27 protein-coding genes and 1 tRNA gene are annotated in these 26,419 nt (G+C 41.6%); 8 read left to right on the forward strand and 20 right to left on the reverse strand.

Annotation, left to right across the window (positions count from 1 at the left end; genetic code table 11):
* Nucleotides 1-742: 742 nt before the first annotated feature.
* A complete protein-coding gene (locus LCM00_RS23255) occupies nt 743-1,594 on the reverse strand; it encodes a DUF6843 domain-containing protein (protein WP_224906492.1) in 852 nt (283 codons plus the stop codon).
* Nucleotides 1,595-2,123: 529 nt separating this feature from the next.
* Between LCM00_RS23255 and LCM00_RS23260 the strand changes: the two genes are divergently transcribed.
* Complete coding sequence (locus tag LCM00_RS23260; RefSeq protein ID WP_224906494.1) at nt 2,124-3,320, forward strand: MFS transporter; 1,197 nt, start codon at nt 2,124-2,126, stop codon at nt 3,318-3,320.
* A 411-nt stretch (nt 3,321-3,731) separates the two neighbouring features.
* On the opposite strand, the gene LCM00_RS23265 is transcribed toward LCM00_RS23260, so the two are convergent.
* The 4 genes from LCM00_RS23265 to LCM00_RS23280 form a co-directional block, all read right to left on the reverse strand.
* The gene (locus tag LCM00_RS23265) at nt 3,732-3,995 is read right to left on the reverse strand and encodes a hypothetical protein (RefSeq protein WP_224906496.1); all 264 of its coding nucleotides are present in this window, start codon (nt 3,993-3,995) and stop codon (nt 3,732-3,734) included.
* 300 nt (nt 3,996-4,295) lie between these two features.
* Nucleotides 4,296-4,724: a hypothetical protein gene (locus tag LCM00_RS23270; protein WP_224906498.1), complete on the reverse strand. Its 429-nt coding sequence runs from the start codon at nt 4,722-4,724 to the stop codon at nt 4,296-4,298.
* A gap of 109 nt (nt 4,725-4,833) precedes the next feature.
* Nucleotides 4,834-6,105: a nucleotidyltransferase gene (locus tag LCM00_RS23275; RefSeq protein WP_224906499.1), complete on the reverse strand. Its 1,272-nt coding sequence runs from the start codon at nt 6,103-6,105 to the stop codon at nt 4,834-4,836.
* A gap of 15 nt (nt 6,106-6,120) precedes the next feature.
* Nucleotides 6,121-7,176: an SAVED domain-containing protein gene (locus LCM00_RS23280; protein WP_224906559.1), complete on the reverse strand. Its 1,056-nt coding sequence runs from the start codon at nt 7,174-7,176 to the stop codon at nt 6,121-6,123.
* A gap of 1,126 nt (nt 7,177-8,302) precedes the next feature.
* Between LCM00_RS23280 and LCM00_RS23285 the strand changes: the two genes are divergently transcribed.
* Nucleotides 8,303-10,144 (forward strand): DUF4365 domain-containing protein, encoded by a 1,842-nt coding sequence (locus LCM00_RS23285; protein ID WP_224906500.1) that lies wholly within the window; start codon nt 8,303-8,305, stop codon nt 10,142-10,144.
* 394 nt (nt 10,145-10,538) lie between these two features.
* On the opposite strand, the gene LCM00_RS23290 is transcribed toward LCM00_RS23285, so the two are convergent.
* Nucleotides 10,539-10,635 (reverse strand) — tRNA-Sec (locus LCM00_RS23290).
* 81 nt (nt 10,636-10,716) lie between these two features.
* Nucleotides 10,717-11,061 carry a hypothetical protein gene (locus tag LCM00_RS23295; RefSeq protein WP_224906502.1) on the reverse strand — a complete coding sequence of 115 codons (345 nt, stop codon included), beginning with the start codon at nt 11,059-11,061 and terminating at the stop codon, nt 10,717-10,719.
* A 159-nt stretch (nt 11,062-11,220) separates the two neighbouring features.
* Here LCM00_RS23295 and LCM00_RS23300 point away from each other — a divergent pair, with 159 nt between their 5' ends.
* A complete protein-coding gene (locus LCM00_RS23300) occupies nt 11,221-11,655 on the forward strand; it encodes a DUF2621 domain-containing protein (RefSeq protein ID WP_148950285.1) in 435 nt (144 codons plus the stop codon).
* A 294-nt stretch (nt 11,656-11,949) separates the two neighbouring features.
* On the opposite strand, the gene LCM00_RS23305 is transcribed toward LCM00_RS23300, so the two are convergent.
* The 3 genes from LCM00_RS23305 to LCM00_RS23315 form a co-directional block, all read right to left on the reverse strand.
* The gene (locus LCM00_RS23305) at nt 11,950-12,444 is read right to left on the reverse strand and encodes a CcdC family protein (protein WP_224906504.1); all 495 of its coding nucleotides are present in this window, start codon (nt 12,442-12,444) and stop codon (nt 11,950-11,952) included.
* A 135-nt stretch (nt 12,445-12,579) separates the two neighbouring features.
* Nucleotides 12,580-12,939 (reverse strand): response regulator, encoded by a 360-nt coding sequence (locus LCM00_RS23310; protein WP_009790952.1) that lies wholly within the window; start codon nt 12,937-12,939, stop codon nt 12,580-12,582.
* A gap of 229 nt (nt 12,940-13,168) precedes the next feature.
* Nucleotides 13,169-13,876, reverse strand: a complete 708-nt coding sequence (locus LCM00_RS23315; RefSeq protein ID WP_009790950.1) for a cytochrome c biogenesis CcdA family protein — start codon at nt 13,874-13,876, stop codon at nt 13,169-13,171.
* 321 nt (nt 13,877-14,197) lie between these two features.
* Here LCM00_RS23315 and LCM00_RS23320 point away from each other — a divergent pair, with 321 nt between their 5' ends.
* Nucleotides 14,198-14,371, forward strand: coding sequence for an aspartyl-phosphate phosphatase Spo0E family protein (locus LCM00_RS23320; protein ID WP_009790949.1), 174 nt, complete (start codon nt 14,198-14,200; stop codon nt 14,369-14,371).
* Nucleotides 14,372-14,419: 48 nt separating this feature from the next.
* Here the strand turns inward: LCM00_RS23320 and LCM00_RS23325 are convergent, their stop codons facing one another.
* Together LCM00_RS23325 and LCM00_RS23330 are read right to left on the reverse strand one after the other, a co-directional pair.
* A complete protein-coding gene (locus LCM00_RS23325) occupies nt 14,420-16,219 on the reverse strand; it encodes an ABC transporter ATP-binding protein (RefSeq protein ID WP_224906507.1) in 1,800 nt (599 codons plus the stop codon).
* Nucleotides 16,209-17,972: an ABC transporter transmembrane domain-containing protein gene (locus LCM00_RS23330; protein ID WP_224906509.1), complete on the reverse strand. Its 1,764-nt coding sequence runs from the start codon at nt 17,970-17,972 to the stop codon at nt 16,209-16,211. Before LCM00_RS23330 ends, LCM00_RS23325 begins: the two co-directional genes overlap by 11 nt.
* A 208-nt stretch (nt 17,973-18,180) precedes the next feature.
* On the opposite strand from LCM00_RS23330, the gene LCM00_RS23335 reads away from it, so the two are divergent.
* Nucleotides 18,181-18,456, forward strand: a complete 276-nt coding sequence (locus LCM00_RS23335) for a hypothetical protein (RefSeq protein WP_224906511.1) — start codon at nt 18,181-18,183, stop codon at nt 18,454-18,456.
* Nucleotides 18,457-18,500: 44 nt separating this feature from the next.
* On the opposite strand, the gene LCM00_RS23340 is transcribed toward LCM00_RS23335, so the two are convergent.
* The 7 genes from LCM00_RS23340 to yneA all read right to left on the reverse strand — a co-directional run bounded on the left by LCM00_RS23340 (nt 18,501) and on the right by yneA (nt 23,314).
* Nucleotides 18,501-18,692 (reverse strand): hypothetical protein, encoded by a 192-nt coding sequence (locus LCM00_RS23340; RefSeq protein WP_224906513.1) that lies wholly within the window; start codon nt 18,690-18,692, stop codon nt 18,501-18,503.
* A 135-nt stretch (nt 18,693-18,827) separates the two neighbouring features.
* A complete protein-coding gene (locus tag LCM00_RS23345; protein ID WP_224906515.1) occupies nt 18,828-19,043 on the reverse strand; it encodes a YneF family protein in 216 nt (71 codons plus the stop codon).
* An 86-nt stretch (nt 19,044-19,129) separates the two neighbouring features.
* Nucleotides 19,130-19,567 carry a sporulation inhibitor of replication protein SirA gene (gene sirA / locus LCM00_RS23350; RefSeq protein WP_022543749.1) on the reverse strand — a complete coding sequence of 146 codons (438 nt, stop codon included), beginning with the start codon at nt 19,565-19,567 and terminating at the stop codon, nt 19,130-19,132.
* 201 nt (nt 19,568-19,768) lie between these two features.
* Nucleotides 19,769-21,769, reverse strand: coding sequence for a transketolase (gene tkt / locus LCM00_RS23355; protein WP_224906517.1), 2,001 nt, complete (start codon nt 21,767-21,769; stop codon nt 19,769-19,771).
* 179 nt (nt 21,770-21,948) lie between these two features.
* Nucleotides 21,949-22,188, reverse strand: coding sequence for a DUF896 domain-containing protein (locus LCM00_RS23360; protein ID WP_224906519.1), 240 nt, complete (start codon nt 22,186-22,188; stop codon nt 21,949-21,951).
* A gap of 130 nt (nt 22,189-22,318) precedes the next feature.
* Nucleotides 22,319-22,966 carry a YneB family resolvase-like protein gene (locus LCM00_RS23365; protein WP_224906521.1) on the reverse strand — a complete coding sequence of 216 codons (648 nt, stop codon included), beginning with the start codon at nt 22,964-22,966 and terminating at the stop codon, nt 22,319-22,321.
* Nucleotides 22,967-22,981: 15 nt separating this feature from the next.
* Nucleotides 22,982-23,314: a cell division suppressor protein YneA gene (gene yneA / locus LCM00_RS23370; RefSeq protein ID WP_224906523.1), complete on the reverse strand. Its 333-nt coding sequence runs from the start codon at nt 23,312-23,314 to the stop codon at nt 22,982-22,984.
* Nucleotides 23,315-23,472: 158 nt separating this feature from the next.
* Between yneA and lexA the strand changes: the two genes are divergently transcribed.
* The 3 genes from lexA (at nt 23,473) to LCM00_RS23385 (ending at nt 25,379) form a co-directional block, all read left to right on the forward strand.
* Nucleotides 23,473-24,096, forward strand: coding sequence for a transcriptional repressor LexA (lexA, locus tag LCM00_RS23375; RefSeq protein ID WP_009791598.1), 624 nt, complete (start codon nt 23,473-23,475; stop codon nt 24,094-24,096).
* Nucleotides 24,097-24,349: 253 nt separating this feature from the next.
* On the forward strand, nt 24,350-24,631 hold the full coding sequence (locus tag LCM00_RS23380) for a DUF4257 domain-containing protein (protein ID WP_094767396.1): 282 nt from the start codon (nt 24,350-24,352) through the stop codon (nt 24,629-24,631).
* Between the two features lie 205 nt (nt 24,632-24,836).
* A complete protein-coding gene (locus LCM00_RS23385) occupies nt 24,837-25,379 on the forward strand; it encodes an IseA DL-endopeptidase inhibitor family protein (RefSeq protein WP_224906525.1) in 543 nt (180 codons plus the stop codon).
* Nucleotides 25,380-25,504: 125 nt separating this feature from the next.
* Here the strand turns inward: LCM00_RS23385 and LCM00_RS23390 are convergent, their stop codons facing one another.
* Nucleotides 25,505-26,038 (reverse strand): helix-turn-helix domain-containing protein, encoded by a 534-nt coding sequence (locus LCM00_RS23390; RefSeq protein ID WP_224906527.1) that lies wholly within the window; start codon nt 26,036-26,038, stop codon nt 25,505-25,507.
* Nucleotides 26,039-26,419: the final 381 nt, after the last annotated feature.

Below are 26,419 nucleotides of genomic sequence, written 5' to 3' on the forward strand. Positions count from 1 at the left end.
GCCCATATCATCCCTATGAATGGAGAAAGCTATCGTCTCAAAGAGACGTACTCGAAATAACAAGAGGGTGGTCAACTTTTATATGAGCGACATGGTCAACTTTTGGGTTGACGATTACATTATAAATACTAAGGCGAAAAATGAGTTATTTTTCTATATACAATTTTATATATTGTAATTAGACTGGTATTGAGGTGAATATTTTGCACAAGACATTTCAGGTAGTCAAAAAAATCATAGGCTTGGTTTTAATAATACTAGTTACAATCTCGCTAATGATGGGAAAGTTTAATATTGCTTTATTCTTTTGTTATATAATTATCTCTATATACAATGGGATACTTGGTTATGAATACTTTAGAGCCAACTCTTACAAAAAAGCATCTTTACACTCAGTACTCTCGGTAGGTTTTCTATATATTTTCTTTTCTAATCTTTAATTGGTTTAAATACTCGGCTTAATATTTATTTAAAATTTAAGCCTTATAACACTAACCTGTCCCTTTTATGAAATAAAAAAATTCCCCTGGTTTGGAAGCTGATCTGAAACGTAAGCACCCGTTAGCTTAAGAGCATCCCTTCAGAACTATGAAATCGGCACAAAAAAAAGGCTGCGCAAGCAACCTAATATTAGGAATATAAAGTGCTCTTACGCAGCTGCAGTAGTCGCCGCAGGTACATCATATACTTATAGATAAGGGAACTCCCAGCTCTCCTTATTATTTTTCTCCTTCGGTATGAATTAATATTCTTCCATATTAAAAACGCCTTCTTCATAAAGGATGTCTTCAACAGATGGTCCTTCTTTGAAATAGTAAATTTTTTCTGGCTTAATATCTTCATTACATCCAACAGTAAAATGGGTATATGAATACTCATATCCTTCCCCCATTGTTGAACCAATTCCACCAGACTCGATGCACCTCTTAGGAATTTCTTCACGTTTTCCCTTTTCATCAACATAATAGTATAAGTCCTCAATCAAACCCTCGCTTGGCGGCAAAGCGGTTACAGCATATCCTTTATTGTTTACGCTGAACACATCATACACCCCTTCTGTTACTGTTTCTGGGGCATACTCAAACTCATGCAAAATTGTTACTTGGCCAACATATCCTTTCGGTATTAAATACAGATCATTTGTCTTTTCTTCCATTTCGGCTTTCTCCTGCATCCAGATAAGCCCCATCAGCAGCAAACCAGGCAATAGGAATGCAGTGGCATTTATTACAGCTATTTTTCCAACAGGCATTTGCCGATCCCATTTCCTCCACTCATCCACTATAAAGAAAAATACTGATGCCAAAACAGCAAATAAAGCAAAGCTATCCATTATAAGATAAGTTAACGCTCCAAAAAACGTATGTATAAGTCCCGCTTCGGCAAACCTCCATTTGGTTAAACTTTTTGTTAGATAGTCGGATAGCAGTGAAACAGGAACTCCATAAATCACATTTCCAAATAGACAGTATAGGAAAATTACCATACCAAAGGAAAATAAATTCTCCCCATCCTGAATCAATCCTAACACCCAGAAACCAATTGTAAAAATTAAAGAAGCATATAATGCAGTCTTAAACTTGAAAGTTAGCACAAAATAACCCCCCTTTTTTATGTGAATTACTTCACATAAATTATAGCATCAAAAGGAAATTTTGAGCATTAAAGATAGCCAAAAGGTGGCCATAATATGGGGCTGTTAATTTCCGTTCCAGGCACTTCGCTTTCCGCGGGGCGACGCTGAGCCTCCTCCCGCTGCGCGCTGCGGGGTCTCAGCATTGCCGCTGCTTTCCCGCTGGAGTCTGCGTGCCTTGCACTCCAATTAACAGGTTTTTTTTACTTTGTGTGCGGTTAACTTCGGTTAAAGAACTATTCCAGATAAAAATCACTTGTTCATTTAGATTATTTCATACGGAGTAATGAACTACTTAATCATTTTCCCAATACCATAAAAAGTAAATTTAAAGTAAGATTGGTTAGTAGGAAAAATAATCCACATAATAATGGAGAGTTTCAACAAGGCTGGTGATTGTATTTGGGAGAGCAATATAAGTTTAATGCATTATCCAACTCAGCGTTTGACTGGAGCTTTATGAAGGATTTGAAACAAGGTGTAAAGGCGTATGAATAAGAGAGTAAGCATAATAGTAATTGCTTTAGGGACTCAGTCCTTGCAATCGAGCATTGTTTTCTTAACACTAGCTTGGTATTTCACTAATATCACTAATTCTCCTTTGGTATTTGGATCACTCATGGCTTTCCGTTACATACCGGGCATTTTATTAACTACTTTAAGCGGAATTGCCATTGACCGTATGAAAAAAATACCTTTAGGACTGTGGTCAAGCATCTGGCATCTTTTTTCTCTTTTGCTTTTGCTGGTGGTGGGATGGTTAAAAATTGATCCATCTGGGGCTAATTATTGGATATATGCTGGAGTCGTAATATTCATAGGGATCTCATCCGCTGTTCTCACTCCCTTAGAAAGGACTCTGGTTCCGTTATTGTGCAATCCTGGGGAATTAAAGTCCGTAAATAGTGTGATAACTGTTGTCACACAAGTGACCAATTTACTGGGAATCAGCGCAGCCGGGATACTTCTTCTGACAGGCGGTTTTACCTTATCCATGATTGCGGCTGTGATCCTGTCATTTCTTTCTGTCCTTTGCTATATCGTTCTGTTAGTTAAAGTAAAGATTCCTCACACCTCGCATCAAAATAATAGTGTGATGACTGCCTTTAAGACAACTGTCAGAGATCTGAAAGAACAAAAATGGATTTTCATTGCTATTTCTTCAGCTGTATTTACGAATATGTCATTCGTTATGATCATGGATGTTCTTTTGCCAACTCTATTTTCTGATCTGAAAATTAATGGCTCAGCTGCTTTAGGATTGTGCTTCACTGCAATTGGCGCTGGCACCTTGATAGGGGCAGCTTTAACCTACAAATTTAAACACATAAATTTTAATACCTCTATATTTTTATACATAGGATCAGCACTAGCGGCCATCATGGGCGGCTATTTCTTAGACTCAATCGTATTCAGTTTAATAGCTTTCGGCCTATTTGGATTGCTCGCGGCACCCATAACGATCATCTTTCAAACAACTCTGCAGGAAGCGATACCAGTTAACATTTTGGGAAGCGCAATGGGGGTATTATCTTCAGAAGCAACTATAGCGCAGCCAATTGGTGTTTTATTGGGAGGAGTTCTTTTATTAAAATTCGAAGGAGCTACTGTACTCACAATCACATGCTCATTTTCCATTATTGCGGTTTCAATCGGATGGTGGAGGTTAAGAGTGCAGCAAATGTAATCGCAAGATCGTTCTGAGCATACCATACAGAAAGTGAACTCGCCTTCAGTGTAGGCGGGTTTATTTTTTTTGATTATATCAGTAAAGGAAGGATCAATTTAAATTAAGGTTGAGCAACAGCGTATTTATCAAAGTGTAATGATGCACGGTAACGTATCTCGCTCTGTTCCTTCACTGTTAGTCCATAAATGCTGTCAGGTGCTCAGTTGAATATAGCAGCTGACAGATCCTGTTCAATGACTGTCAACTCCATTGTTGTTAGGAAAAAGTTTTTGCCCCTCATCACTCATGAGTGGTCAGCAACAGCAGCGATTTTTGCTCTCAGGACTTCTTCAGAGATGCTGTTGTTGTTGTTTTTATTCTTTCTATTCTTTCTTTATTTCTTTTCTCTATTGTGTATTCAGGTTCGATTCACGAGTCCTTCATGACCGATTCACTTTCAGGCGAAAAAAAAGGGCTCTGTCTGTTTTTAAGCTGTTCCCCGGCTGTACTTGGCTCTTTCGTTTCAGCCAGCTTTTGACCATATACAAAGACTCCCCCACACCAGGGGACGTAAATAAAAAACCATGCGGAAACAGCTCCGCCGTAAACAGACCAGGCTTTTTCCGCAGCTTTATCGAATGCTGAATCCGTGCATGAATATATAGATCCATCTTCTTCAAGTAAAAAAACCACAGGTCCTCCCGTAATAATTGAATAGAACGGATAAACTGCTTAGAATTAAGCATAATCCCTCCGCAAGCCACTCCCTCCTTCAACATCGCATCACTCCTCAGCAGCATGTATAACCACAAGACCACCACATGATGATACACAACACTCCACCGAACCAGACTTTTGAACTGAGTCCACCCTTTGATCTGCATATGCATTCCTATTCACTCCTATATGTTTGTTCATCTCTTATATATGGATTTGAAGAGGAAATGGACATGGTGTGAGAAAAATCTTTCTTGCTCCACAGAGGCAGGTCCCCTAGCTAATCTCTATTTTAGGTTCATACTCACTTAAAATCTCGTAAATAATTTCTGACGTAACAAACATATGATTCTGAATATGCGGATACTCCTTACTTCCTGGACCAGGTAAGGTATCATACCACTGCAAAAAGTCGGAGTTCTCCACCGCTTTATACAATGACCAAGGAGATGTGCGGGAACCTAATCCCCTTTCTCTTGCATCTGCAGTAAGATGAGAAATGTCCCCTCTTGTAAAATCATCAGTAAAGCGGCTTGCCCAAACCACCCTTCCATTAATGTTTTGATCATATATAAACTTTATCTTAGTTCCTTTTATGTCCTCAAAGATTAATGTAAGATGATTAGATAAAATAATTTCGACGTACTCCATTTCACCCACTATATTATTATGAGGTCTCCATACTTCAAGTTTCATTTCTTTCAAGTTTATCACTCCAGATATCTAATTTAAGAATAGTACCTGGCCCCGAACACTTTAAAAATCTAAAGAAAGTGGGGTCAGGCACCTATTTTCTGAAAATAATGACCGGCTTTTATCTAACACTTACTAATATTACTTCTTGAGCAACAATTCTCTCACCTTCATATATTCTACACGTCATAGTGTGATCACCTCTGTATTTGGTGGTCTCCACTACCGATTTACCTTCTTTTTTATGGTACGTATCCGCTTCTGCTTCATCTCCATAATTGTGTACTACCCATTCTACCTTTGTATAAGGCACTCGAGGTTCAGCACTAAACCTTATTGTAGAACCTTTCGGTATTCTACCCCCAAATTCATTAAAAGGAACCACTACCCTATCGGTAATATAGACATTTATATTTAATCCAATCAACGGAGTATTCTTGGATTCCAACATAGCATATGCAGTAGATTTTTGAATATCCGTTCCCCAAAAAGAATGGTTGAAAAAGCCTTTCCAAGCGTTCATAGCATCTTCTTCATTGCAATCATCTTGGAAAAGAATTTGCAATTTATCTATTCCGGACTCAAGTCGTTTGTAAAGGTTGTTAACCTTCTGTTCATCCTTTTTGTTATAAAGGATTGATTGGCCCAGTGTCGGATTGCAGACATCTCTATAATAATTCAACCTATTCTTTATAGCTTTAATGGTTTCATAGAACATTTCATCCAACCGCTCACGATTTTGTACTTGTTCTGCAACCAGAATTGATTGTACTAAACCTCCAGGCATTAGCCAACCAGAATTTGACTTACAAAACATCTTTAAGATTCTCACAACCTTTCTAATATTGTTATTAGAATCATCGTTCCTTCCTTTGAACCAACTGTTTATTGCCCTTGGATCTCTTTCTCTCCATTCGCTACCGCAATGTTCATACACATTCCCACCATATAAGCCCGGTTTTCTTCTATATATAGCGAAGTCAATATGATAACCAGAAGCGTACTCAACCGTAACAGCATTTGTTTTTGCTTTTGGAGCAGCTTTAAATCTAGTGCATTTCCTTTGTAAAGCATCTTCTACAATAGCCTTTACGTCTCTGGGGTTTTCAGGAATATCTGTTGCCTCAAATACTACAGCTACATCAATGTCATACTCTTTCTTATCGTGCTGGGTAACGGTTCTCATTGCCACACTCCCCTGCTCGATATCTTCGACAATTCTATAGTTAGTGTTATGTTCCGAGTTATATTCCGATAAGCCTTCTTTTAACCTATCAACATTCAATCTTTTTTTCTCTCTAAGCGAGTAAATTTCAGCATCCGAAAGCTTTACACAATCTGTATAAAATGAATTAAATTTAGCTCTTAAATCGAACATAGTTAATGTGCTCATTCATTATACCCCCACTTAGCATTGTAGAAATGTTGTTCCTTGACTATTAAAAGAAATTCCCCAGTTATAACAAGGAGTTGAACCAATTACATAATTGTAATTAATAACTTCTTTCATATACGTATCCGTTGTTAAAATCTTTCCTAATTCAAAAACCAAGCTACTTTGGCATGACAACAATAAATGGATTCTTTTAATATTCGGTTTCGCGCTAAGTTCTATTAGTGTTTTGAAGATGACTGTTTTATAATCTTGAATCTGATCTTCGTAAATAATGGCATTTTGTTTTGGGGTAGCAATCGAAAGTTCTACAAACGGTGCATTAAATTGTTGGACCTGATTAGTTTTAACTTCCATAGTAATACTCACACCCAATACCACCTCTGATGCTGTATCAATATGGCTTATGGCCGTTAATTGTTGTTTAAGCTTTAACTCTTCATAAGCCCTTTTTTTAGAAAATATATGTTTCTTTGATTTTCCAAGTTTCATATATTTACTATTTAATTTATGGTATTCAAAGAAATCTGTAGTAGGTGAACCCTTATCACAATATCCGGCATACAGAGTAAGTGGAATAGGAGCTGTCCCGGTATATCCTTTTTTGACTTCTTTATTTTCAGCATAAAAAGATTGCATTTTAAGTTTGATCAGTTCAGTAGCTTCGTCGTACCTGCTCTGATTCATCTTTTTCACATATCTACCTAAATCAATTTCTCTTTCTTTAAACTCAAATTGATTAAATCCCACATCACTCCTGTGCTCCTCAATCCTTCTTTCTTTGACACCAAGCAAATTTAAAATGCTTAATTTGTTTTTGATGTACTGTCTCATCCAAAGTCCAATAAATATCAGAATAAACCCAGTAATTAATTGCAGGATATTATTGGTGACTGATTCCCCAGTTAATAAACCAAACACCATATCAAGGAATGTCCCAAAAGAACCTGTAATTAAAGCCATTCCTGTAGTAATGAAACTTATTGAAAACCCCGATTCAATTTGTTTGTTTTTATTTTTGGAAAAAAGAAAAACCAAACCTATTAACACAATAATTCCTGAAACTATCATCCAAAACAATAAAATCTCAACCTTCCATATACATTTTAATTAATGCTTTTTCAATTTAAAGAAAAAATTAACTAATATAAATTATTCACCCAAACCAAATTTTACCATAAAACATCTGTAGTATACCTTTTTTTCTTTTTTAATTTTTTAAAGCCTAGGAGCCGATGCCAACACAAAGCAAAACAACAAACAAAATCCACACAGTCTCAATCAATGTACGGCACTAATATGAATATTAGGCGTAATCGACTAGGAATCAATCAATCCCAACTGAGCTGGCATGCGGGTCACGAGCGGTTTTGAATACCGTTATGTATTTTCGGCAGGTCAAGACGCTCAATCAACCGGAAGAATGGTGCCTAATCCCACACATTTTAAAACTTTAATGGATGTGGGGTCAGACAATACCGTCAACTTTCGGAGATTTAAAAATGCCAAAAACATTATAGGAATCGGGACACAAAAAAATTGTAGAAATTTTTAGATTTAATTTGTAAAAATTTTCACCTAGCAATTAAATATAATAGTGTCCCAACTCTCTAACTACCTGTCATGCACTTATGATACATTTATCTAAAAGGAAAAGGATGGATAATAGAATATGGATTTGGATATGTTAAAAGGACTTTTAAGCGAAGTAATTAATGAGATTAAAAGAATTGAACATTCTACTTTTGAATTAGAATTAGTGGGAGAAGATATATAAGCATTGAATCATTTGGCACAAATGAAATAAATCTGCTTTCTATGTTAGAGCCATATCAATTCAAACAACCACTTTTACTTTACACGAGTTACCAATGCTAGCAAGAGTTATGTCCTTATCACATCAAGCTTTAAATAATATAGTTAATAATCTGAAACAAAAGGCTATTTAACTAATACAAAAAGTGGTAGAACCAACCTATATGATTTTGATAGTCTATTAGGGATTGGTGACAAAATAATCAATGACCGTAACTGCGAAATGGAAGATCACCATAAAATACAAGAGAATCAAAAGACATCAGAACTTATGAGACTCCGTATGTTCCATAATAGTTTTTGAAATGTGGTTTTTAAAGAATAACAATTAAATCCCTTTTTAAACAATTGTTGCAGTTAATAACTAAGGAGAAAATTTATAATGATTAGAAAAAAGAAAGTGCAAGATAAAAAAGTTTTAGTAGATAGCACAATAATAGAGCACTTAGCAGTTTTAGAAGTGAACCGTTTAATATTGCAACCTCCATTTCGTCTGATTAGCAATATTTCATTGAATGATAAGGGAGTTTCATACGATGGTGACATTGAGGTTTATAATCAATCAAAAATAGAAAAAGTTAATTTAGTTAATAAGGTTCCAGTTCAGGTTAAAGGTACAACAATTGAAAAAACAATTTTTCAAAAGGAGAAAATTAGTCATCCGGTGCAAAAGAAAGACATAGAAGTTTATTACAATGGTGGGGGAGTGTTATATTTTGTCGTAACAGTTAACCCTGTTACTTATGTCAGGCAAGCATATTATCATATATTGGCTCCTTTAGAACTAAAAGGTCTTTTATCTCAGCTGGCTGCCAAAAAGCAGGATTCTATCAGTCTGCATTTTAAAAAGTTAGAAAACGGTAATTTGGAAGGAATCTGTAGAACCTTTATTAACTTGGTGGAAAAACAGCCGAAACACTATATAGAAGCTTCAAGAGATAAGGAATTTACACAGTATAAAGTTAATTTTGTTGATGTAAAGGGAGACTCATTCAACTTATTCGAAGAAACAGCTTACATTTATGGAGTATCATCAGACCATATAGAAATGCCCATAGAGGCAGTTAAAATTTCCGAATTAAGAAAAAGAAAAACTGAAATTCTTAATATAAATGACGACAAAATAGAAGTTTATTACGAAGTCACCAATAGTCAGAAAGATATTACAATCGTAATTGAAAATACTTTAACTATTAAAATAGATACACATAAGAAAAAGGGTGATTTAAAACTTGGAAGAGTGAAAACATTAGGGTCCTACATTAAATGCTTACAAATAATAAGTTTTTTAATGGAATACAACAAGTTGCCTCTTGAAAGCCTACCAATTGAAGCAACAATAGACCAGATAAATAAATTTAAAGATATTGAAGAAGACATTAAATCATATCGAGAATTAATTGAGGTATGCCGCCAAATTGGTATAAGCGAGCATTATATTTTTAACGACGAAGAAGATATAAATTGCTTGTTCACAACAATAATCGATATATTCAAGTATAATAAGCATCATTTACTGAGTATGCCACTAAGTAAACTTGAAGGTAAAATGTTAGTACATGTAGAACTTTCGAAATTTGTTAATCTAAGGCTAGTGTACTTAGATGGAAAATTCAGTAACTTTTATAGCGAAACAGTATTGAAAACAGTTGGTGGATTAATTCCTAAGGTTGATGAGAAGGATAATTCTTTAGATAAGGAGATGCCTAAGGATTTCCCGAAGAATTGGGAGAAATACTACCAAAAAGTAAGTATTTTTTCATCACAAGATATCGAAAAAATTAAAAATGATACAAATTTTAATTTCGATATAGTTAAATTATCTTTCACAGATGCCTACCATGATATAGAAGCGGACCTGACAATTAATGTTTCATTGAACTATGTAAATTATTATGATTCAACTTTAGATGAAAAGTATTTAGATTTTGCTCTTGAACTGAATAAAAGATACTTAGAGAAGTTTCCGAAAAATGAGATTGCTAAGATTAATATTTTTCTAATAACCCTTAAAAGACAAGGGGAATTGTTAGAATCAGAACAATCTGAGGTAACGGACATTCAAGAGAGGGCAGAGAAAAATGAGGACATAAAATTACGATTTGCAACTGAAGTTTTGTTAAAAAATAAAATTAAAGCCCAGCGTGTATTTAATACTTTTAAAGAAAAAGATAAAGAGGAATTTTTAAAATTTCCAATCTATCATTTCTATAAAAGTTTATAACCCACTCCGATTTATTACAAAGGGAATTTTCTTTGTTATATTAGCCAATTTTAGCAAATCCCTTTACCTTGCCGCAAATGGCATTATTGAAAGGAAGCTAATAAGAAACGAGTTTGGACTCTATATCGGGTATTCAGCAAGAAACAATTTGATGTTGTCGAAGACCTTCCCATGCAAAGCAACAGCTTGTCGTGAGTATGCTAAAAAGCATAGTGATTGGAAAATAGAAAAAGAATAGTAGAAAAGGGAATATCTGCTTGGATAACTTCCGTACCCAAGAGGAAGGCTTTAATTGAAAACCAGGAGGCAGCATCTAATCAGGTGACTGCCCCTACTTACTCTAACTCAAAAAACCGCACAGTCCTACCACTGTACGGCACTAATATGTATATTATGGCGGGACCGCCTGGGAATCGAACCCAGCTGACCTGGCACGCAGGTCACGAGCGGTTTTGAAGACCGTGAGGGACACCAGTACCCCATTCAGCCCCGTGGATAAAAGCAGTAATGTGCTGCTTTTGCTATTTGGCAATAATGATATTATGCCGGATTTAAGCAGACTTATCAAGCCTTTAGCTCCAGCTGCCGGTTCCTTTGCCTTTATTATGCACTTGATCTTCTTCCGCAATCTTTTTCAGCAGCTTTTTATTGTTCTTATTGATTTCAAATTGCACCTTGTATACCCGGAAAAGCTGCACCATGAATCGGATCCATAGAAAAACAGCCAGTGCGGCGAGGACAAAGAAGATGATGGTTTCGACGGCTCCTTCAATAGGGCTGAAAAAGCTCATAAAGAGACCGTAGGCGATACCTGCTGCAACGAGAAGAGCGAAGCGCAGGAAAATCTGTAATAATAACCCATCCTTTTGTTTTTGGAGCTTTTCTTTTTCCTGCTGCAGACTGTTTCTGCTTTCCATTATGTCCCCTCCTCTTTTTCCTTATTGTACCATTAAACAAGTTTAAATGGCTTGGCCATTTCCCCTATGTTTCACTTTTTATGCAGGATTCGGCTTGTCTCCTTCCCGTCATATGCTTATAATAAAATTAAATAAGTTAATGTAATGTAGGTGAATAGAATGACAACAGAGCTTACTGGCTGGTTTTTAGTGTTTATTTTGTTTTGGGTGGTTGTGCTGGTATCACTGTTTGCGATCGGCGGCTTTTTTATGTTCCGGAAGTTTTTGAAGCGGATGCCGAAAGAGGATGGCAAGTCGATCCTTGATTGGGAAGAGCATTATGTGGATCAGACGCGGAGCTTGTGGGCCCAGGATCAAAAGGTGCTGCTGGAGGATTTGGTGAGCCCAGTGCCTGAGCTATTCCGCGATGTGGCGCGGCAGAAGATTGCCGGAAAGATCGGCGAGCTGGCTTTGAATGAAAAGGCGAAGCGCATTACTGAGGATCTTATCATCCGCGGTTATATTCAGGCGACTCCAAAGCGTGACCATAAATTCCTGCGCCGCAAACTGACTGAAAGACAAATTGATATGGCTCCTTATGAGCATTTATTCTAGAAACCATTCCGCTGTACGTGGAGTGGTTTTTTTTCATAAGAAAAGCGCAAGCGCCTTGGTCACCTTTAAGGAACGCAGTCTAAGAACGCCACGTCCTGTGGCAACGTCTGCATGACCCCCATCATGGGGGCCTCAAGACGATCCTCCCGGAAAGGCGTTCTTTGCCTTTTTGGGAGGATTGGCTTGTGACCTCGAGGGGGTAGGCGCTGGAGCTAGACAGTAATCGAAGATAAAAAATATACTTTCTTATTTTATAAAAAAAACACCGAAAACGAATTCGATGTTTTTCACTGTTTATACGGTTGTTTTTGTATTCAATGACGTGCCATTCAGCTCATTGTAAAGCTTTTTGTAGTTCAGGTACATGGCGATCCGCCAAGGGACGATCATGCCAAATGCGAGGATCCAGAACATGCCGCTCAGCTGGCCGACGTCAATGCTTGAGCTGAGGATCAGCTTGGCCACAATCCGGACGACAAGGAGGCCGACCAGGATAAAGGCAAAGGCCTTTGATCTTTTTAAAAAAATATCATTATCACGCACTTCAAATGCCGAGGTTTTGATCAACAGGATTGAAAACAGCATGCCGACGCCGGCAGCTTCTAATATCTCAAGCGGTGTGACGCGAAAGTACGGAAAGACGAACATCAGGGCGCCAGTGCTCATGAAAAGCGGCGGCAAGATGATCTTTTTGGCTGAAGCAGGTTTCTTGGCTGCCCGCATCCGGATGAACATGACAAAAACAGCCATGCAGATGGCTCCGATCGAAGAAGCTACAACCATGTTCATAGCATTCATCCTTTGTATGTTTAATATTTACCATTATATTATATCCTAAATTCCTCTGTTTAGAAAATATTTTTCGGGACTTTGGGCATCGGTGCAAAAAGAAAAGCCATTTAAGCGAGCTTAAATGGCTTTGGGTCAGCTGAGGACCCGGTTGACTGCGTCGAGCACGCGGCCTTCATCAAATGGCTTTACGATAAAGTCTTTGGCGCCGGCTTCGATGGCTTCGACCACCATCTTCTGCTGGCCCATCGCTGAACACATGACTACCTTGGCGTCAGGAAATTCCTGTTTGATTTCCTTCATGGCTTCAAGGCCGCTCATTTCCGGCATGGTGATATCCATGGTTACAAGCTCCGGCTTGAGCTCGCGGTAAAGGTCAATTGCTTCGCGGCCGTTTTCGGCCTCCCCGACGATTTCATGTTCGGCTTTCTTTAGGATGCCGGTTAAGGTAAGTCTCATGAATTTTGCGTCATCTACAATTAATATTCTTGCCATGCTGGTTCCCCCTCGACACTGCAACAGAAATCAATCTATTATTATGTATCTTTCTATATTTTCACACATCAAAAAACAGTTTTAGATAAAAGAGCACATATTTCAATATAACGGAATATGAGGGAGAATTCAATCCAAACAATCCGACAAATTTCGCTTTTTGTTCATTTTTCAAGTTGTAAATTATGGGAAAACAAAAGAAAACCCGGCATTTTCGCCGGGCCTTCCTTTAGAAACCTTTAAATCCGCCAAACATAGCTGTCATTATAGAAATGATCTGCGTCATCCAGTCGAAGAACAGCACAATACCCATTACAATCATCACATAGCCGCCGATCTTCATGATTTTCACGTTATTGCGGCGGATCCATTGCATTTTGCCGATGAAGAAAGATAGAACAAAGAATGGAATTGCAAATCCGAGTGAATAGGCAATCATATAGACAAGCCCTGAGCCCGGGTTTGAGGCAGCGAGCGCCCAAACGGACATGAGGATCGGACCTGTGCAGGGTGTCCATCCTGCTGCAAATGCAAGACCGATCAGGACAGAACCCAGGTAGCCGCCAGGCCTGTTCTTGAATTCCAGGCGCCTTTCCTTCATGAGCGCCTCCGGTTTGAAAACGCCGACGACCATCAAACCGAAAATGACGATGAAGATGGCGCCGATCTGCCTGATCAGATCATTATGATCGCTGAATATTCTTCCGATAAAAGATCCCCCAAAGCCGAGGGCAATAAAAATAATGCAGAACCCGAGCAGGAAGAAAAGAGTATGCAGCATGCTGCGCTTCTGCAGCATCGCGTTTTCTTCTTTCAGCTCGCCCACTGACATGCCGGTTATGTATGATAAGAATGCGGGATACAATGGCAGGCAGCACGGAGAAATAAAGCTCAGGAAGCCCGCTCCAAGGGCGATGAATATATTGACATCTGTCATGCAAGACACCTACTTTTCCTTTATTCTTTACCATTTTAACAAAATACGGGCAAGAATGATAATGGACACCCTGTGAACACTTTGTGACCTACTATAACTATATTAGAATCATGTAAAGGACATGTTATAATTTTGATAATGTTTTTGCTTATCCCGGAAAGTTTCTTTTGAATTAATTACCATTATTCGATATACTGTATGAGTAACTAACATTATTTGTTATAATCTTTCATGTTTTTACATGGATTTGATTTGGAAACATACATAATGACAATAATAAAATGGGGCCTCTTTTAAATCCACAGGAAAGGACTATCAGCCGTGGCAGGAAAACAAGAACTACTGTCTTTGATTGAGAATAAGCGGGCTGAACTAATCCAAGTCGCCATGAAAAATGGCCTGCATTCAACTGCTGCGATTAAGTACAGTCAGGAGCTTGACCATCTCTTGAACGAATATAACCGCATTTTTATAAAAAAGGTTCAGACGCAATAGAAAAACAGCTTGGAAGCTATGAAAGCCCAAGCTGTTTTTATTTTGTCTTTATGCATTGCCTACTGCATCTTCCACCCTCTCGACAGAGCCGTTCTGCAGCAGGTACATTTTATGGTACAAGCCTTTTAATGCCAGCAGCTCCTGGTGGGTGCCCCGCTCAACGATTTCCCCCTGGTGGAGGACAAGGATCAGCTCGGCATCCTGGATGGTGGAAAGCCTGTGGGCGATGGCAATGGTTGTGCGCCCCTTCCTCATCTTCTCCAGGGCCGTCTGGATGGCCTCCTCTGTCTCTGTGTCGATATTGGCGGTCGCTTCATCAAGCACAAGGATTTTCGGGTTGGCAGCAATCGTCCGCGCAAAGGCAATCAGCTGCCTTTGTCCGCTGGAGAATGTCGACCCCCTCTCAACCACCTTGTGGTCGTAGCGGTCATCAAGCTTCTCAATGAAGGTATGCGCCTGAACGAAATGGGCAGCTTCCTCTATTTCCTTATCAGTCATCTCTGCATCATGAAGGCGGATATTGTCCTTAACCGTTCCATAGAATAAGAACGGATCCTGGAGGACAAGGCCGAGCTTTTCCCTAAGCTCCTCTTTTGGATAAGACTTAATCGACTGCCCGTCAATCAGAATGTCGCCCCTTGAGAATTCGTAAAACCTCATCATCAGATTGATGATCGAGCTCTTGCCGCTTCCTGTATGGCCAACCAGAGCCACTGTTTCACCCGGCTTGGCAGTAAAGCTGATGTTCTTCAGCACATCCCGCTTCCCATCATAAGAGAAGCTGACATCCTTGAATTCAATCTGTCCGTCGCCGATTGTAAGTTTCTCTTCCTTCTGGGCGGGGGCGAGCTCTTCTTCATCCAGGAGCCTGAACACCCTGGATCCGGCAATGATGGCCTGCTGGTACATGGAAAGCCGCTGCATCATATTATTGACTGGCTCGAAAAAGCGGTCCAGATAGCTGACAAATGCGAATAAAACCCCAACTTCAATCGGATTGCTGAATGATGTGATCCCGAAAAAACCCAGGACTATCACGAGCGCAAGTGTGTAGACAAGATCGATTGCCGGCCTCAGGAGCAGCCCATCGACCTTGATGTTCCTCATCCCTGCATCATAATGCTTTTGGTTGATGTCTGCGAATTCCTTGCGCAGGCGCTTTTCCTGCCTGAACACCTGGATGATCCCCATTCCCTGGAGTGACTCACTGAGCTTTGCATTCAGCTGGCTTAGCCTTTCCCTCATATCCTGATAAAAACGCGAGCTGTATTTGCGGTACATCTGCATGATCATAAAGATGATAGGCAGGATCACCAGACAGAATAAGGCCAGCTGGACATTCAGGGCAAACATCGCGATGAATATCCCGATCAGCAGAAAGCCGCTCTGGATAAAGATGACCAGGACGCTGACAAACATATCCTTAATGGCTTCTGTATCATTCGTAACACGCGAGACAATGCTGCCGGCCGGCGTCTGATCGAAGTATTTCAGGCCGAGCGACTGCACCTTTGAAAAAACGTCAATCCTCAGCTGCTGAATGATTTTTAAAGCGATCTCCTGAAACTTCAGAAGCTGGAAATAAGAGATTAGGACATTCATGACCTGGATGCCGATATAGCCTGCCCCGAGCAGGAACAATGGTTCAAATGCCAGGTTCCTTGGGGTCAGATAATCATCAATGAATATTTTGACAAGGATCGGTCCCATGATATCGCCAATCGTTGTCAGCAATAACAGGCTGAAGGCGAGGATGATCGTTGCTTTATGCGGCTTTGTATAAGCAAGGAGCCGGTATAGGACGGTCCGCTGTTCTTTCTTATTGATATCCTGCTGGTTATGCTCCATGACTTCTGCCTCCGTGCTCTACAAGTTCTTCAAGCTGCTGGCGGAGATACATGCTCTTATACCAGCCTTCCTCTTCCATCAGCTCATCGTGTGTGCCTTTTTGAGCGATCCTGCCTTCATCCAGCACAAGGATCAGATTCGCATGCTGGATGGCACTCAGGCGGTGGGCGGTGATGATCGTCGTCTTGCCTGCCCTGTTCTTCCTGAGGCCGTTCAGGATAGCTTCCTCCGTCTTCGCATCGACCGCTGACAGCGAATCATCCAGGATCAGCACTTCCGGATCCATCATGAGCGCCCTGGCAATGGAAATCCGCTGCTTCTGCCCGCCTGACAAGGAAACGCCGCGCTCCCCGACCACTGTTTCATACCCTTCCGTAAACTGGAGGATATCGTCGTGGATATTGGCCAGCTTTGCTGCCTTGAATACTTCCTCCCGCTCTGATGCAGGGTTCGCAAAGGCGATATTCTCTGCAACCGTGGCTGAAAAAAGGAAATGGTCCTGCGGCACATAGCCAATGGCCTCATGCAGCTTTTCAAGCGTATAATCATTAACAGAATGGCCGCCGAACCGGACGTCACCCTCAAAGCCGTCAAATTCCCTGATCAACAGCTTAAGGAGAGTTGTTTTTCCGGCACCTGTCTTCCCGACGATCCCTAAGGTTTCTCCCCGCTTCAGCTGAAAGCGGATATCTTCAAGGACAGGCTTTTCCTCGTTCGGGTAATGGAATCGGCTGAGTTCATAAACAATATCCCCGCTCGGCACAGCTTCAAGTGCCCCCTCTTTATCAGCCACCTCTGCCTTTTCAGCGAGCAGGCTCATGATCCTGTCATTTGAGGCGCGCCCTCTTTCGACAATATTAAAGAGCCAGCCAAAGGCAAGCATCGGCCAAATCAAGAGTCCGAGATACGTTGTAAATGATACAAGCTCCCCGATCGTCAATTCACCTGAAATCACGTATCTGGCGCCAAAAGCGACAGACAGGAAGAACGAAATGCCTACGATGATGCTGATTGTTGGATCAAAGAGCGAATCCACCTTGGCGACTGATATATTTTTTTCCACCACATCATGTGATTGCTTCCGGAAATCCTCGATATCTTCTTTTTCCTGGCCAAAGGTCTTGATGACCTTGATGCCTGTAATGCTTTCCTGTGTTTTATCATTCAGGGAAGAAAAAGCTTCCTGTGCCCCATGGAACCGCTTATGAAGAAGCGTCCCATACCAGCTTGTCAGAATCGCCATGAAAGGCATCGGGATCAGGCAGATGAGTGTCAGCTTCCAGCTGATCGTCGCAGCCATGGCGATGATGACAAATCCCCCTGTGGCAAGCGAGTCGACAAGGGTCAACACTCCTGAACCGGCCGTCTGCTGGACAGCCTGCAGGTCATTCGTCGCATGAGCCATCAGATCCCCGACCCGCCTTCTTTGGTAAAAAGATTGCGGCATCTCTGTAAAATGCCGGTACAGCCTGTTCCTCAGCTGCCTGGACAGCTTGACGGCGGATCCGAAAATCATGATCCTCCAGTAATAGCGCAATATGTACATCATTAAAGCAGCTCCGATTAATATCAGAAGCCAATTGACAAGGAGGCCGCTGGTCAAAGTATCGTTCTTGATATGATCCACGACGATTCCAATGACTTTTGGCGGAATCAGCTGCAGGAATGCCACAAACAGCAGCAGGACAATCCCTGTCACATACGATTTCTTCTCTTGCTTAAAAAACCACATTAAATCTGCGAATACTTTCATGCATGCTTCCCCCGGGTCTCGAATTCCTTAATTTTCCTCATTTATGCTCCAAATAGTTTATCAAATATTTTAAAAATAAGAAAGATTTTTTAAAAAGGTCCGACTTGCAGGCTTATTCACCAATTCAGCAAAACCGTGATATTCGCAGGGACAAGTAAGGAGGTCCAAGCATTAAATATAGAGATAAAATTAGAAATGAGGTGTTTCTTTGTCTGATTCAAAATGTATTATGCCTTCCCTGCCAACGGTTGTGACAATTTGCTGGTTCCGCAATCTGTTAAATCCTTCATCGCCGAAGCGGATTTCCCAGGCGACAGTTTTGGGGAATGATGCTGATGACTGCCAGGATAAACTTGAAACAGGAGACCTGTTCTCCCCTGCAGCCGATTGTCTGCTGGATAACGGCTTCCAGCTGGTAACCAAGATGGATTTCGGCTTCTCCGGATTTTCCGTTTTTACAAAAAAACCAAAAAAACATTGTTAAAAGAGGACAAGGGTTCCCTGTCTGGCAGGGGTGCCTGTCCTCCATCAGTGTCCCTCATGCAGCCGTACAAAATGCTTGTTCAGCTCTGCTTCTGAAATCTGAATTCGATGCTCCAGATCTTTCGTGCGCAGGACAAATTCCTTAACGCCGATAAACTCAGACTCAGCAATCAGCCAGAATATCGTCCCACGCTTGAATCTGCCGTTGAAGCCGGTTTTCAATCTGTATTTTTTCATGCTTCCCTCTGCTTTTATTGCTCATCTATCTAAAAAGCCGCTTTTCCTGTCATAATAACAGAAAAAGCGGCTTTCTTGATGTACAGTGATGGCCCCGTAATAGACTCTATTACAATCAGCAGCCCTATGTAAGCCTTACTTGCCGGACTGCTTGTTCATGGCAGCCATCATCTGATTGATTTTTTTCTGGGATGGTTTCATGCCCATTTGCATCATCATCATTTTAAGCATTTGTTCGTTGATTGGCGGATTTTTCTTTAAGTAGCTCATCATATATTTACGAGCGATGAAAAATCCTAGTGCTACACCGGCGATCAATGCCAGTATACCAACTAGAATAACGTCCCACATTCAAAACTTCCTCCTTCATGTTGTCTATCATACAGTGTACTAAACCAAAGGTTATTATACAATATTTGCACCTGTTTTTCCCCTATTTAAATAAATTTTCTTTCTTTGATCGGCTTCAGCCAGCCAAAGCGCCTGTTGGTCATATCGACCGCCAGATAAGAGGATTCATTTTTCCGGAGGATTTCAAAGAACACCGTTTCAGCATCATAATTCCCATGTGATTCGATCACTAAACATCGGTCATAGATTTCAAGCCGTGCCGAGCTGTTTTTTCCGTTCTGAATAACATAGGCCCCCTGATCGGCTGATGCTCCTTTTTTCCTTGAAAGCTGCTGTGTGAGATACTGGTGAAGCCTGAGGGCGGGGATCGGCCTTGTGATAAACTCAATCTGGCGTGACAGGATCGATTTCAGCTCTCCCTTAGAACGGCTGTATTCCTGAAAGAGCTGGTAGAACATCCGCTCTCTGCCAAAATAATGGGAAGCAAATTCGTCTTCTATTAAATAAAGCTGATAGGTTCTCACCAACATCTCCTCCAATATCTACTATATTGCTTCAAGTATAAGGGAACAGAATCAGTTACTTTGTCTTTCAGCGTCAAAAATAGGCACTAATTTTGTCGAACAGGCTTATTTGCCTATCAATTATACGAAAATATTATAAATATTCAATCAATTATAAGGAAATAAAAAAGAGAGCGTACTCTGACGCTCTCTTTATACCCTTTACAGAAGGGCCTTTAAACGTGCAACCACGTTTTCTACTGTGAAGCCATACTCTTCGATAATTTTCTCGCCTGGTGCAGATGCGCCGAATGTATCGATCGCCAATACATCCCCTTCATCACCCGCATAACGGTGCCAGCCGAGTGAAGAGCCCATCTCAATGGCAAGGCGCTTCTTGACTGCCTTCGGAATGACGCTTTCTTTATATTCCTTGGACTGTGCTTCAAAGCGGTCCCATGCAGGCATGGAAACAACTGCTGCGTCAATGCCTTCTTTCTTCAAAGCTTCCTGCGCTTTTACCGCAAGATGCACTTCAGATCCGGAAGCAAGAAGCAGGGCATCTGCCTGGTCTTTGCCGGCAGGTGAAACAACGTAAGCCCCTTTAGATACGCCTTCATACGCGTTTTTGTCTGTATCCTGGAGGGTAGGCAGGTTTTGGCGCGTCAGCACAAGAGCTGTCGGCTTATCCTGTGATTCTACCGCCACTTTCCATGCAGCAGAGGTTTCATTTCCATCAGCAGGGCGGATGACAGACAGATTAGGCATCGCACGAAGTGATGCAAGCTGTTCAACCGGCTCATGTGTAGGGCCGTCCTCACCAACAGCGATGCTGTCATGTGTGAATACATAAGTAACAGGCAGACCCATCAGGGCAGCTAAGCGGATTGCAGGACGAAGATAGTCAGAGAATACGAAGAATGTGCCTCCAAATACCTTTAATCCTCCGTGAAGGGCCATGCCGTTAAGGGCTGCACCCATGGCAAATTCCCTTACGCCGAACCAGATGTTGCGGCCTTCGAATGATGCTGGGGTAAAGTCCCCTGAGCCTTTGATCATTGTTTTGTTTGAACCGGCAAGGTCAGCAGATCCGCCGATGAAGAATGGAAGATTCTGTGCGATTCCGTTCAGTGCTTCGCCTGAAGATGCGCGGCTTGCCAGGCTTGAACCTGTTTCATATACCGGAATATCCTTATCCCATCCTTCTGGAAGCTCACCTTTCATGGCTCCATCAAGCTGGGCACCGAGCTCTGGGAATTCCTGCTTGTAGCTTTCCAGCATAGAGTTCCATTCCTGCTCAGTCTTTGCTCCGCGTTCTGCGATGTGCTTCTTGAAGTGGCTGTACACTTCATCCGGAACATGGAAATCTTCTTCGAAAGTCCATTTGTAAGCTTCCTTTGTCAGCTTAAGTTCGTCGGCTCCAAGCGGTGCACCGTGTACATCTGATTTACCTGATTTGTTAGGAGCCCCGAAGCCGATCACAGTTTTTACTTCGATCATGGTTGGGTGGTCAAGGTCGCCTCTTGCTTCCTCAAGCGCTTTTGCCACTTCGTGAAGGTCATTGCCGTCTTCAACACGGATATACTGCCAGCCGTAAGATTTAAACCTCTGCTCCACACTTTCAGAGAAAGAACGGTCAAGATCGCCATCAAGGGAGATATCATTTGAATCATAAAGGACAACGAGCTTGCCAAGCTTCAGGTGGCCTGCAAGCGATGCTGCTTCTGCGGATACACCCTCCATGAGGTCACCATCGCCGCAAATGCTGTATGTAAAGTGATCGACTACATTATACTTGTCTTTATTGTAGACGGCTGCCAAGTGGCGCTCAGCCATAGCCATGCCGACTGCCATTGAAATACCCTGTCCAAGCGGACCTGTTGTCGCGTCTACGCCCTTAGTATGTTTGTATTCCGGGTGTCCGGGAGTCTTGCTTCCCCACTGGCGGAATTCCTTCAGGTCGTCGATTGTGAGTTCATAGCCTGATAAATGGAGCAGGCTGTACAGAAGCATGGAACCATGTCCTGCAGATAAAACAAAACGGTCGCGGTTAAACCACTCAGGATTTGCCGGGTTATGGTTCATGAAACGGCTCCAAAGTGTGTACGCCATCGGAGCTGCCCCCATAGGCATGCCTGGGTGGCCGGAATTTGCTTTTTCAATAGCATCGATAGATAGAGTTCTGATCGAGCTTATGGACAAATCATCGATAGATTCAAACATATACTACATCCTCTCTTTATAAAAAATCCTACACAATTAATATTATAGCGGCTCTTTATTTTACACAACTGAGAAGCTTCTGTATATCTTGTGCATTTTGGAAACCTGTATGTAGAAAAGAACCAAAAATAAATCCAAAAAGGAACACAGATTGGTGTATTCCTTTTTGGCCTGATGCATTAATGAAGGCGCTTCTTCTCGTCCTCACGCAGCTTTTTTATCTTTTTCGGTGTGACATCGTTCCCTTTTGGATCCATGATGGTTACACCTTTTAAGGTTGTGAGCATATTGGAACGGAAGGTCTGCAGATACTCGCTGCGAAGCGCTGTCTGTTCCTTCGCCTCTTCGTTCGTGAGCCCTGTGGTCTTAGCTTTGTTTGCCAGCTCATTAATTCTGGCCATTTTATCTTTAGGCAGCATAATAACGCTCCTTTTTCATTCATTTCATTTAGCCTTCCCTAGTCGTCTTCCCCTTAAAACACTGGTCTAAACGGCTGGAGAATACATCACATATTACTATAAAAAAAAGCGTTTGCCAAGGCAAACACTCTTACTCTTCCTGTGCATCTATGTACTCCTGATAGCGCCTGTGCACCGTCGCCTTGGAAATAGGATAGCCGAAGCCTCTGAGAGTTGCTGCAATCTCAGAAAATGTAAGCTTGCTGGCTCTCAGGCGGACAATTTCTTCTATAGGAACCTCGATCCGCTCCCTTCCAGAGTGCTCCCCCAGATTCTTAAGGTTCTTCTCAGGCCTGAACCCTCTGTCCACTGCCCTTTTCATGCCTCTTTTGATCTTGATATTATGCAGCTTGCGCTGATATTCCTCTACCATTGACACGATATTAAGAACCATGGAATCTGATTCGGAGAGCTGCAGCTCCCCATTATGGGAAATGCTGTAGAGCACAGCTCCTTCTTTATATATGAAATGAAGCAGGGCGATTTTGGCATTGCCCCTTCCGAGCCTCGTTTCATCCTGAATAAGGACCGCTTTGATCCCTTCATCCTTTATAAGATCAAGAAGCTCAAGCACACCGTCCCTCTCCAGGTCATAGCCGCTGGCCTGCTCCCTGATGACCTTTGCTACTTCAAAGCCCTTTTCCCCGGCAAGTGCAGTCAGTTCCTCTTCCTGCCTTTCCAGCGATGTTTCCTGCGCTTCTTTAGTTGTTGATACCCTGCAATAGATTACGGCTTTCATATATGCTCCTTTAAATCACTCACCTGCAAAGTTCTGCAGATCATCCTGCAGCTGTCTTGTATGGCTGTCCGCTTTTACCGGGATGATGATCTGCTCTCCCGCTTTGATTGCACTGCCGGCAATTCCGTTCTCATCTTCCACCCACATCACAAAATCTTCTGCAGACAGATTATGATTGTCCGAAAATTGCTGGGACAGCCCCCATAATGTATCTCCTTCATTAACCGTTACCTTCATATAATCTTCTTCCCCGAATATCTTATCATATCCGGTAAGCAGCAAAGCCGCCCCAAAGCTCAAAACGATAAGTATAATAGCATATGAGTATTGATTCCACAATTTTTTCATACAAGACACCCCGCAGCAAGAATATATGTTCGTATTTCGTTAAATTTATTATAAACCGAACATGTGTTTTCCGTCAACGAAAATTCGAACTTATGTTTGTATCTGTTCCGGGTACATGCTATAATTTAATCAATAATAACCATACGGGGTGCGAATACATGGCTAAAATATCAAAAAGGCAGCAGGACATACTTGAATTTATCAAGGAAGAAGTTAAAGCGAAGGGCTATCCACCTTCAGTCAGGGAAATAGGGGAAGCAGTCGGCCTGGCCTCCAGCTCGACTGTGCACGGGCATCTGGCCCGCCTCGAAAGCAAGGGGATGATCAGACGGGATCCGACAAAGCCCCGTGCTATTGAAATCCTGGAGCTCGATGAAACATCGCATATTCCAAGGAACAATGTCGTCAACGTTCCTATCCTCGGGAAAGTTACAGCAGGACAGCCGATCACTGCGATCGAGAATGTAGAAGAGTTCTTCCCGCTTCCAGAAAGCATGGCACCTGCAGCCGAGCAGGTCTTCATGCTTGAAATTATGGGTGAAAGTATGATTGAAGCCGGCATCCTTGACGGCGACTATGTCATCGTCCGCCAGCAGCAGTCCGCCAACAATGGCGATATCGTCGTTGCGATGACAGATGAGGATGAAGCAACTGTCAAGCGGTTCTTCAAGGAAAGGGATTATATCAGGCTTCAGCCTGAAAACTCTACAATGGAGCCTATCATTCTCAGAAATGTTTCCATTCTTGGCAAGGTCATTGGCGTCTACCGCCATATCCACTGATTATATGATTCTCTCAGCCCAGGCCCTTTGCCGCCTGGGCTGTTTTCTGCCCGAAAAGCCTTGCAGGCACTAGAATAGTCGCATCTTTGCTGCTTATTTTTTCCTGAAGAGTACATATGTACCATTATTTAAATGCTGAAAATTCAGTCGATTTATGCATATCTTTCTCCTTTTGGTCTGTTATATAATAGAAGCAGCACCATGATTGACCTAAGGTCGCACCAAAAATTCCGGCTTTAGGAGTGTGAGGCAAATGTGGCAGCATGTCGTCTTCGCAATATTCATTGGTGGCCTTGTCGGCGCGGTTGGGCATCTTAAGAAACACGGGAAGCTGATCATGCCGAAAAGAACGAAGCAATTCATCTATCTCGGCTTTTTGGAGGAAATGGTATTGGGATCACTCGCCTCAGCGCTGCTTGTGCTTTCATCGGATGCAAGCTCCCTCTTGAAGGTAGCATTCCTGTCCATGCTGGCGGGACTTGGCGGTGAAGCTCTGATCCGCAGCCTGGACCTCATCAGGGCCGAAAAGAAATGAAACAGGAGGAAAAGCAGAAGCTATGCTCAAAACAGCAAAAGTAAAGACGTAAGAAGCCTCTCCCGGGAAATTGGGCAGAGGCTCTTTTTATGTCTGAAAACTGTAAACAATCATCTGCATTTTGGTAACCTTTCTGTAATTCTTTCGAGGAGAAGTGAAGGTAATATAAGGATAGCAAGTGAATAATCTTATTGGAGGCTTTAAAATGAAAAAATTATTAACCACCCTGTTAGCTGCTGTCGCTTTGTTTACTTTCAGCCTTGGCGCCTCGGCAAAATCCGCGAGCGGCGATTTAAGCAGCAAGAAAGCAATCGAACTGGCGCAGAGCGCACGTGTCCATCACTGGAATGCTATGAATGGACATATCCCATCCAAGAAAAATACAGCCTGCTCCATCAAAACATTTCAGTACAAAGGCACGGAATACCGCTACCTCTGCAGTGAAATCAATACGAAAGCAAAGCTGACCAAGTACCTTAATGAATCTTTCACCTTGAATGCGATCAATAAAGGCTATAAGAAATACAGATTCATTGAGTATAAAGGAAAAATGGCACAGCCAAATGCTGATGGCGGCAGCCTGCTGGAGTGGAATAAAGCCAAGGCAAAGCTCATTTATTCCAGGAAAGATATCCGCCAGTTCGAATTTACGGTGCCTTACGGCGAAAAGCAGCATGAAAAGAAAAAAGTTACTTTTGTAAAGGTCCGCGGCAATTGGCAGATCAATGCTTTTGATGCGGTGAGATAGAATAAGAAAAGGGAAATGCCCTGGACGCTTGTTCAAGGCATTTCCCTTTTTGATGTATTTCTTCTGCTAGTTCTGTTTGTTTATGGCCATTTCAAAAAACTGCGCATCAAAATCATCCAGAACAATTATAAACCTAACGCATTTATTTTAATCCCGAATGTCCCAATGCCAATTAATTCGCCTTCTTCTCCAAGCAGGGGATATCCTACTATATAATGCGTGTGTACTTCATTGTTATATTCATATTCTGCAAATGTTCCTGATGTTTCTTTTGTATCAAGCACCCTCTGTTTAAGCGATATCAATTTTTGAGAATCGATGCAAAAGCTTAATTCATCATCCCTCGCACCAATAAACTGATTGACTTCCTCCTGATTGGCCGAATCAAAAATCCATGTGTACCTCATATCAAGATCACTGTGAGCCAGCATGCATTGCGTCCGGGTGAACACCTCTTGAAAGGCAGCTAAATCGGATAATAATAATGATGGATTTATATTTAAGACCTTAGCAAGGTTCCTGCTTATATCTACACTGGGATTTCTTGTACCAGATTCAATCTGAGAATAATAGGCCCGGTCGATAAAAATCGAGTCTGCCACATCCGCTTGAGTCAGATTTTTGTTTTTTCTAAGCGTTATCAGCCAGTCGCGTTTCATACTATTCCTCCCTTTTTATCATAATAATGCTCTATTGGTGAAAAGAGAAGGAATAGAACTTAGTGAATGTGTTATTTCAATGAAAGACCAGCTGGAAGCTGCTGGCCTTTACATCCAAATAAGATCCATAATTTTGATTTAGATTAAAAAATCTTTCCATATGAATATTTTCGTGACTTTCTTTATTGTCTGAGTGACTCATATTCTCCTCTTGGGACACTCTGCCCAGCTTTCCCCACTTCAGAGTGACTCATAACTCCCTCTTAAGGCACCATGGTCAAATATATGAAGAATGTCCTCAAATAAGTTTTTCCGCAAAAAAACCAGGCACCTCTTAACACAAAAAAAGCCCCTCAATACCAATGGTATCAAGGGGCCAAA

Source organism: Bacillus infantis (genome assembly GCF_020171945.1).
Lineage (GTDB): Bacteria > Bacillota > Bacilli > Bacillales > Cytobacillaceae > Bacillus_AB > Bacillus_AB infantis_A.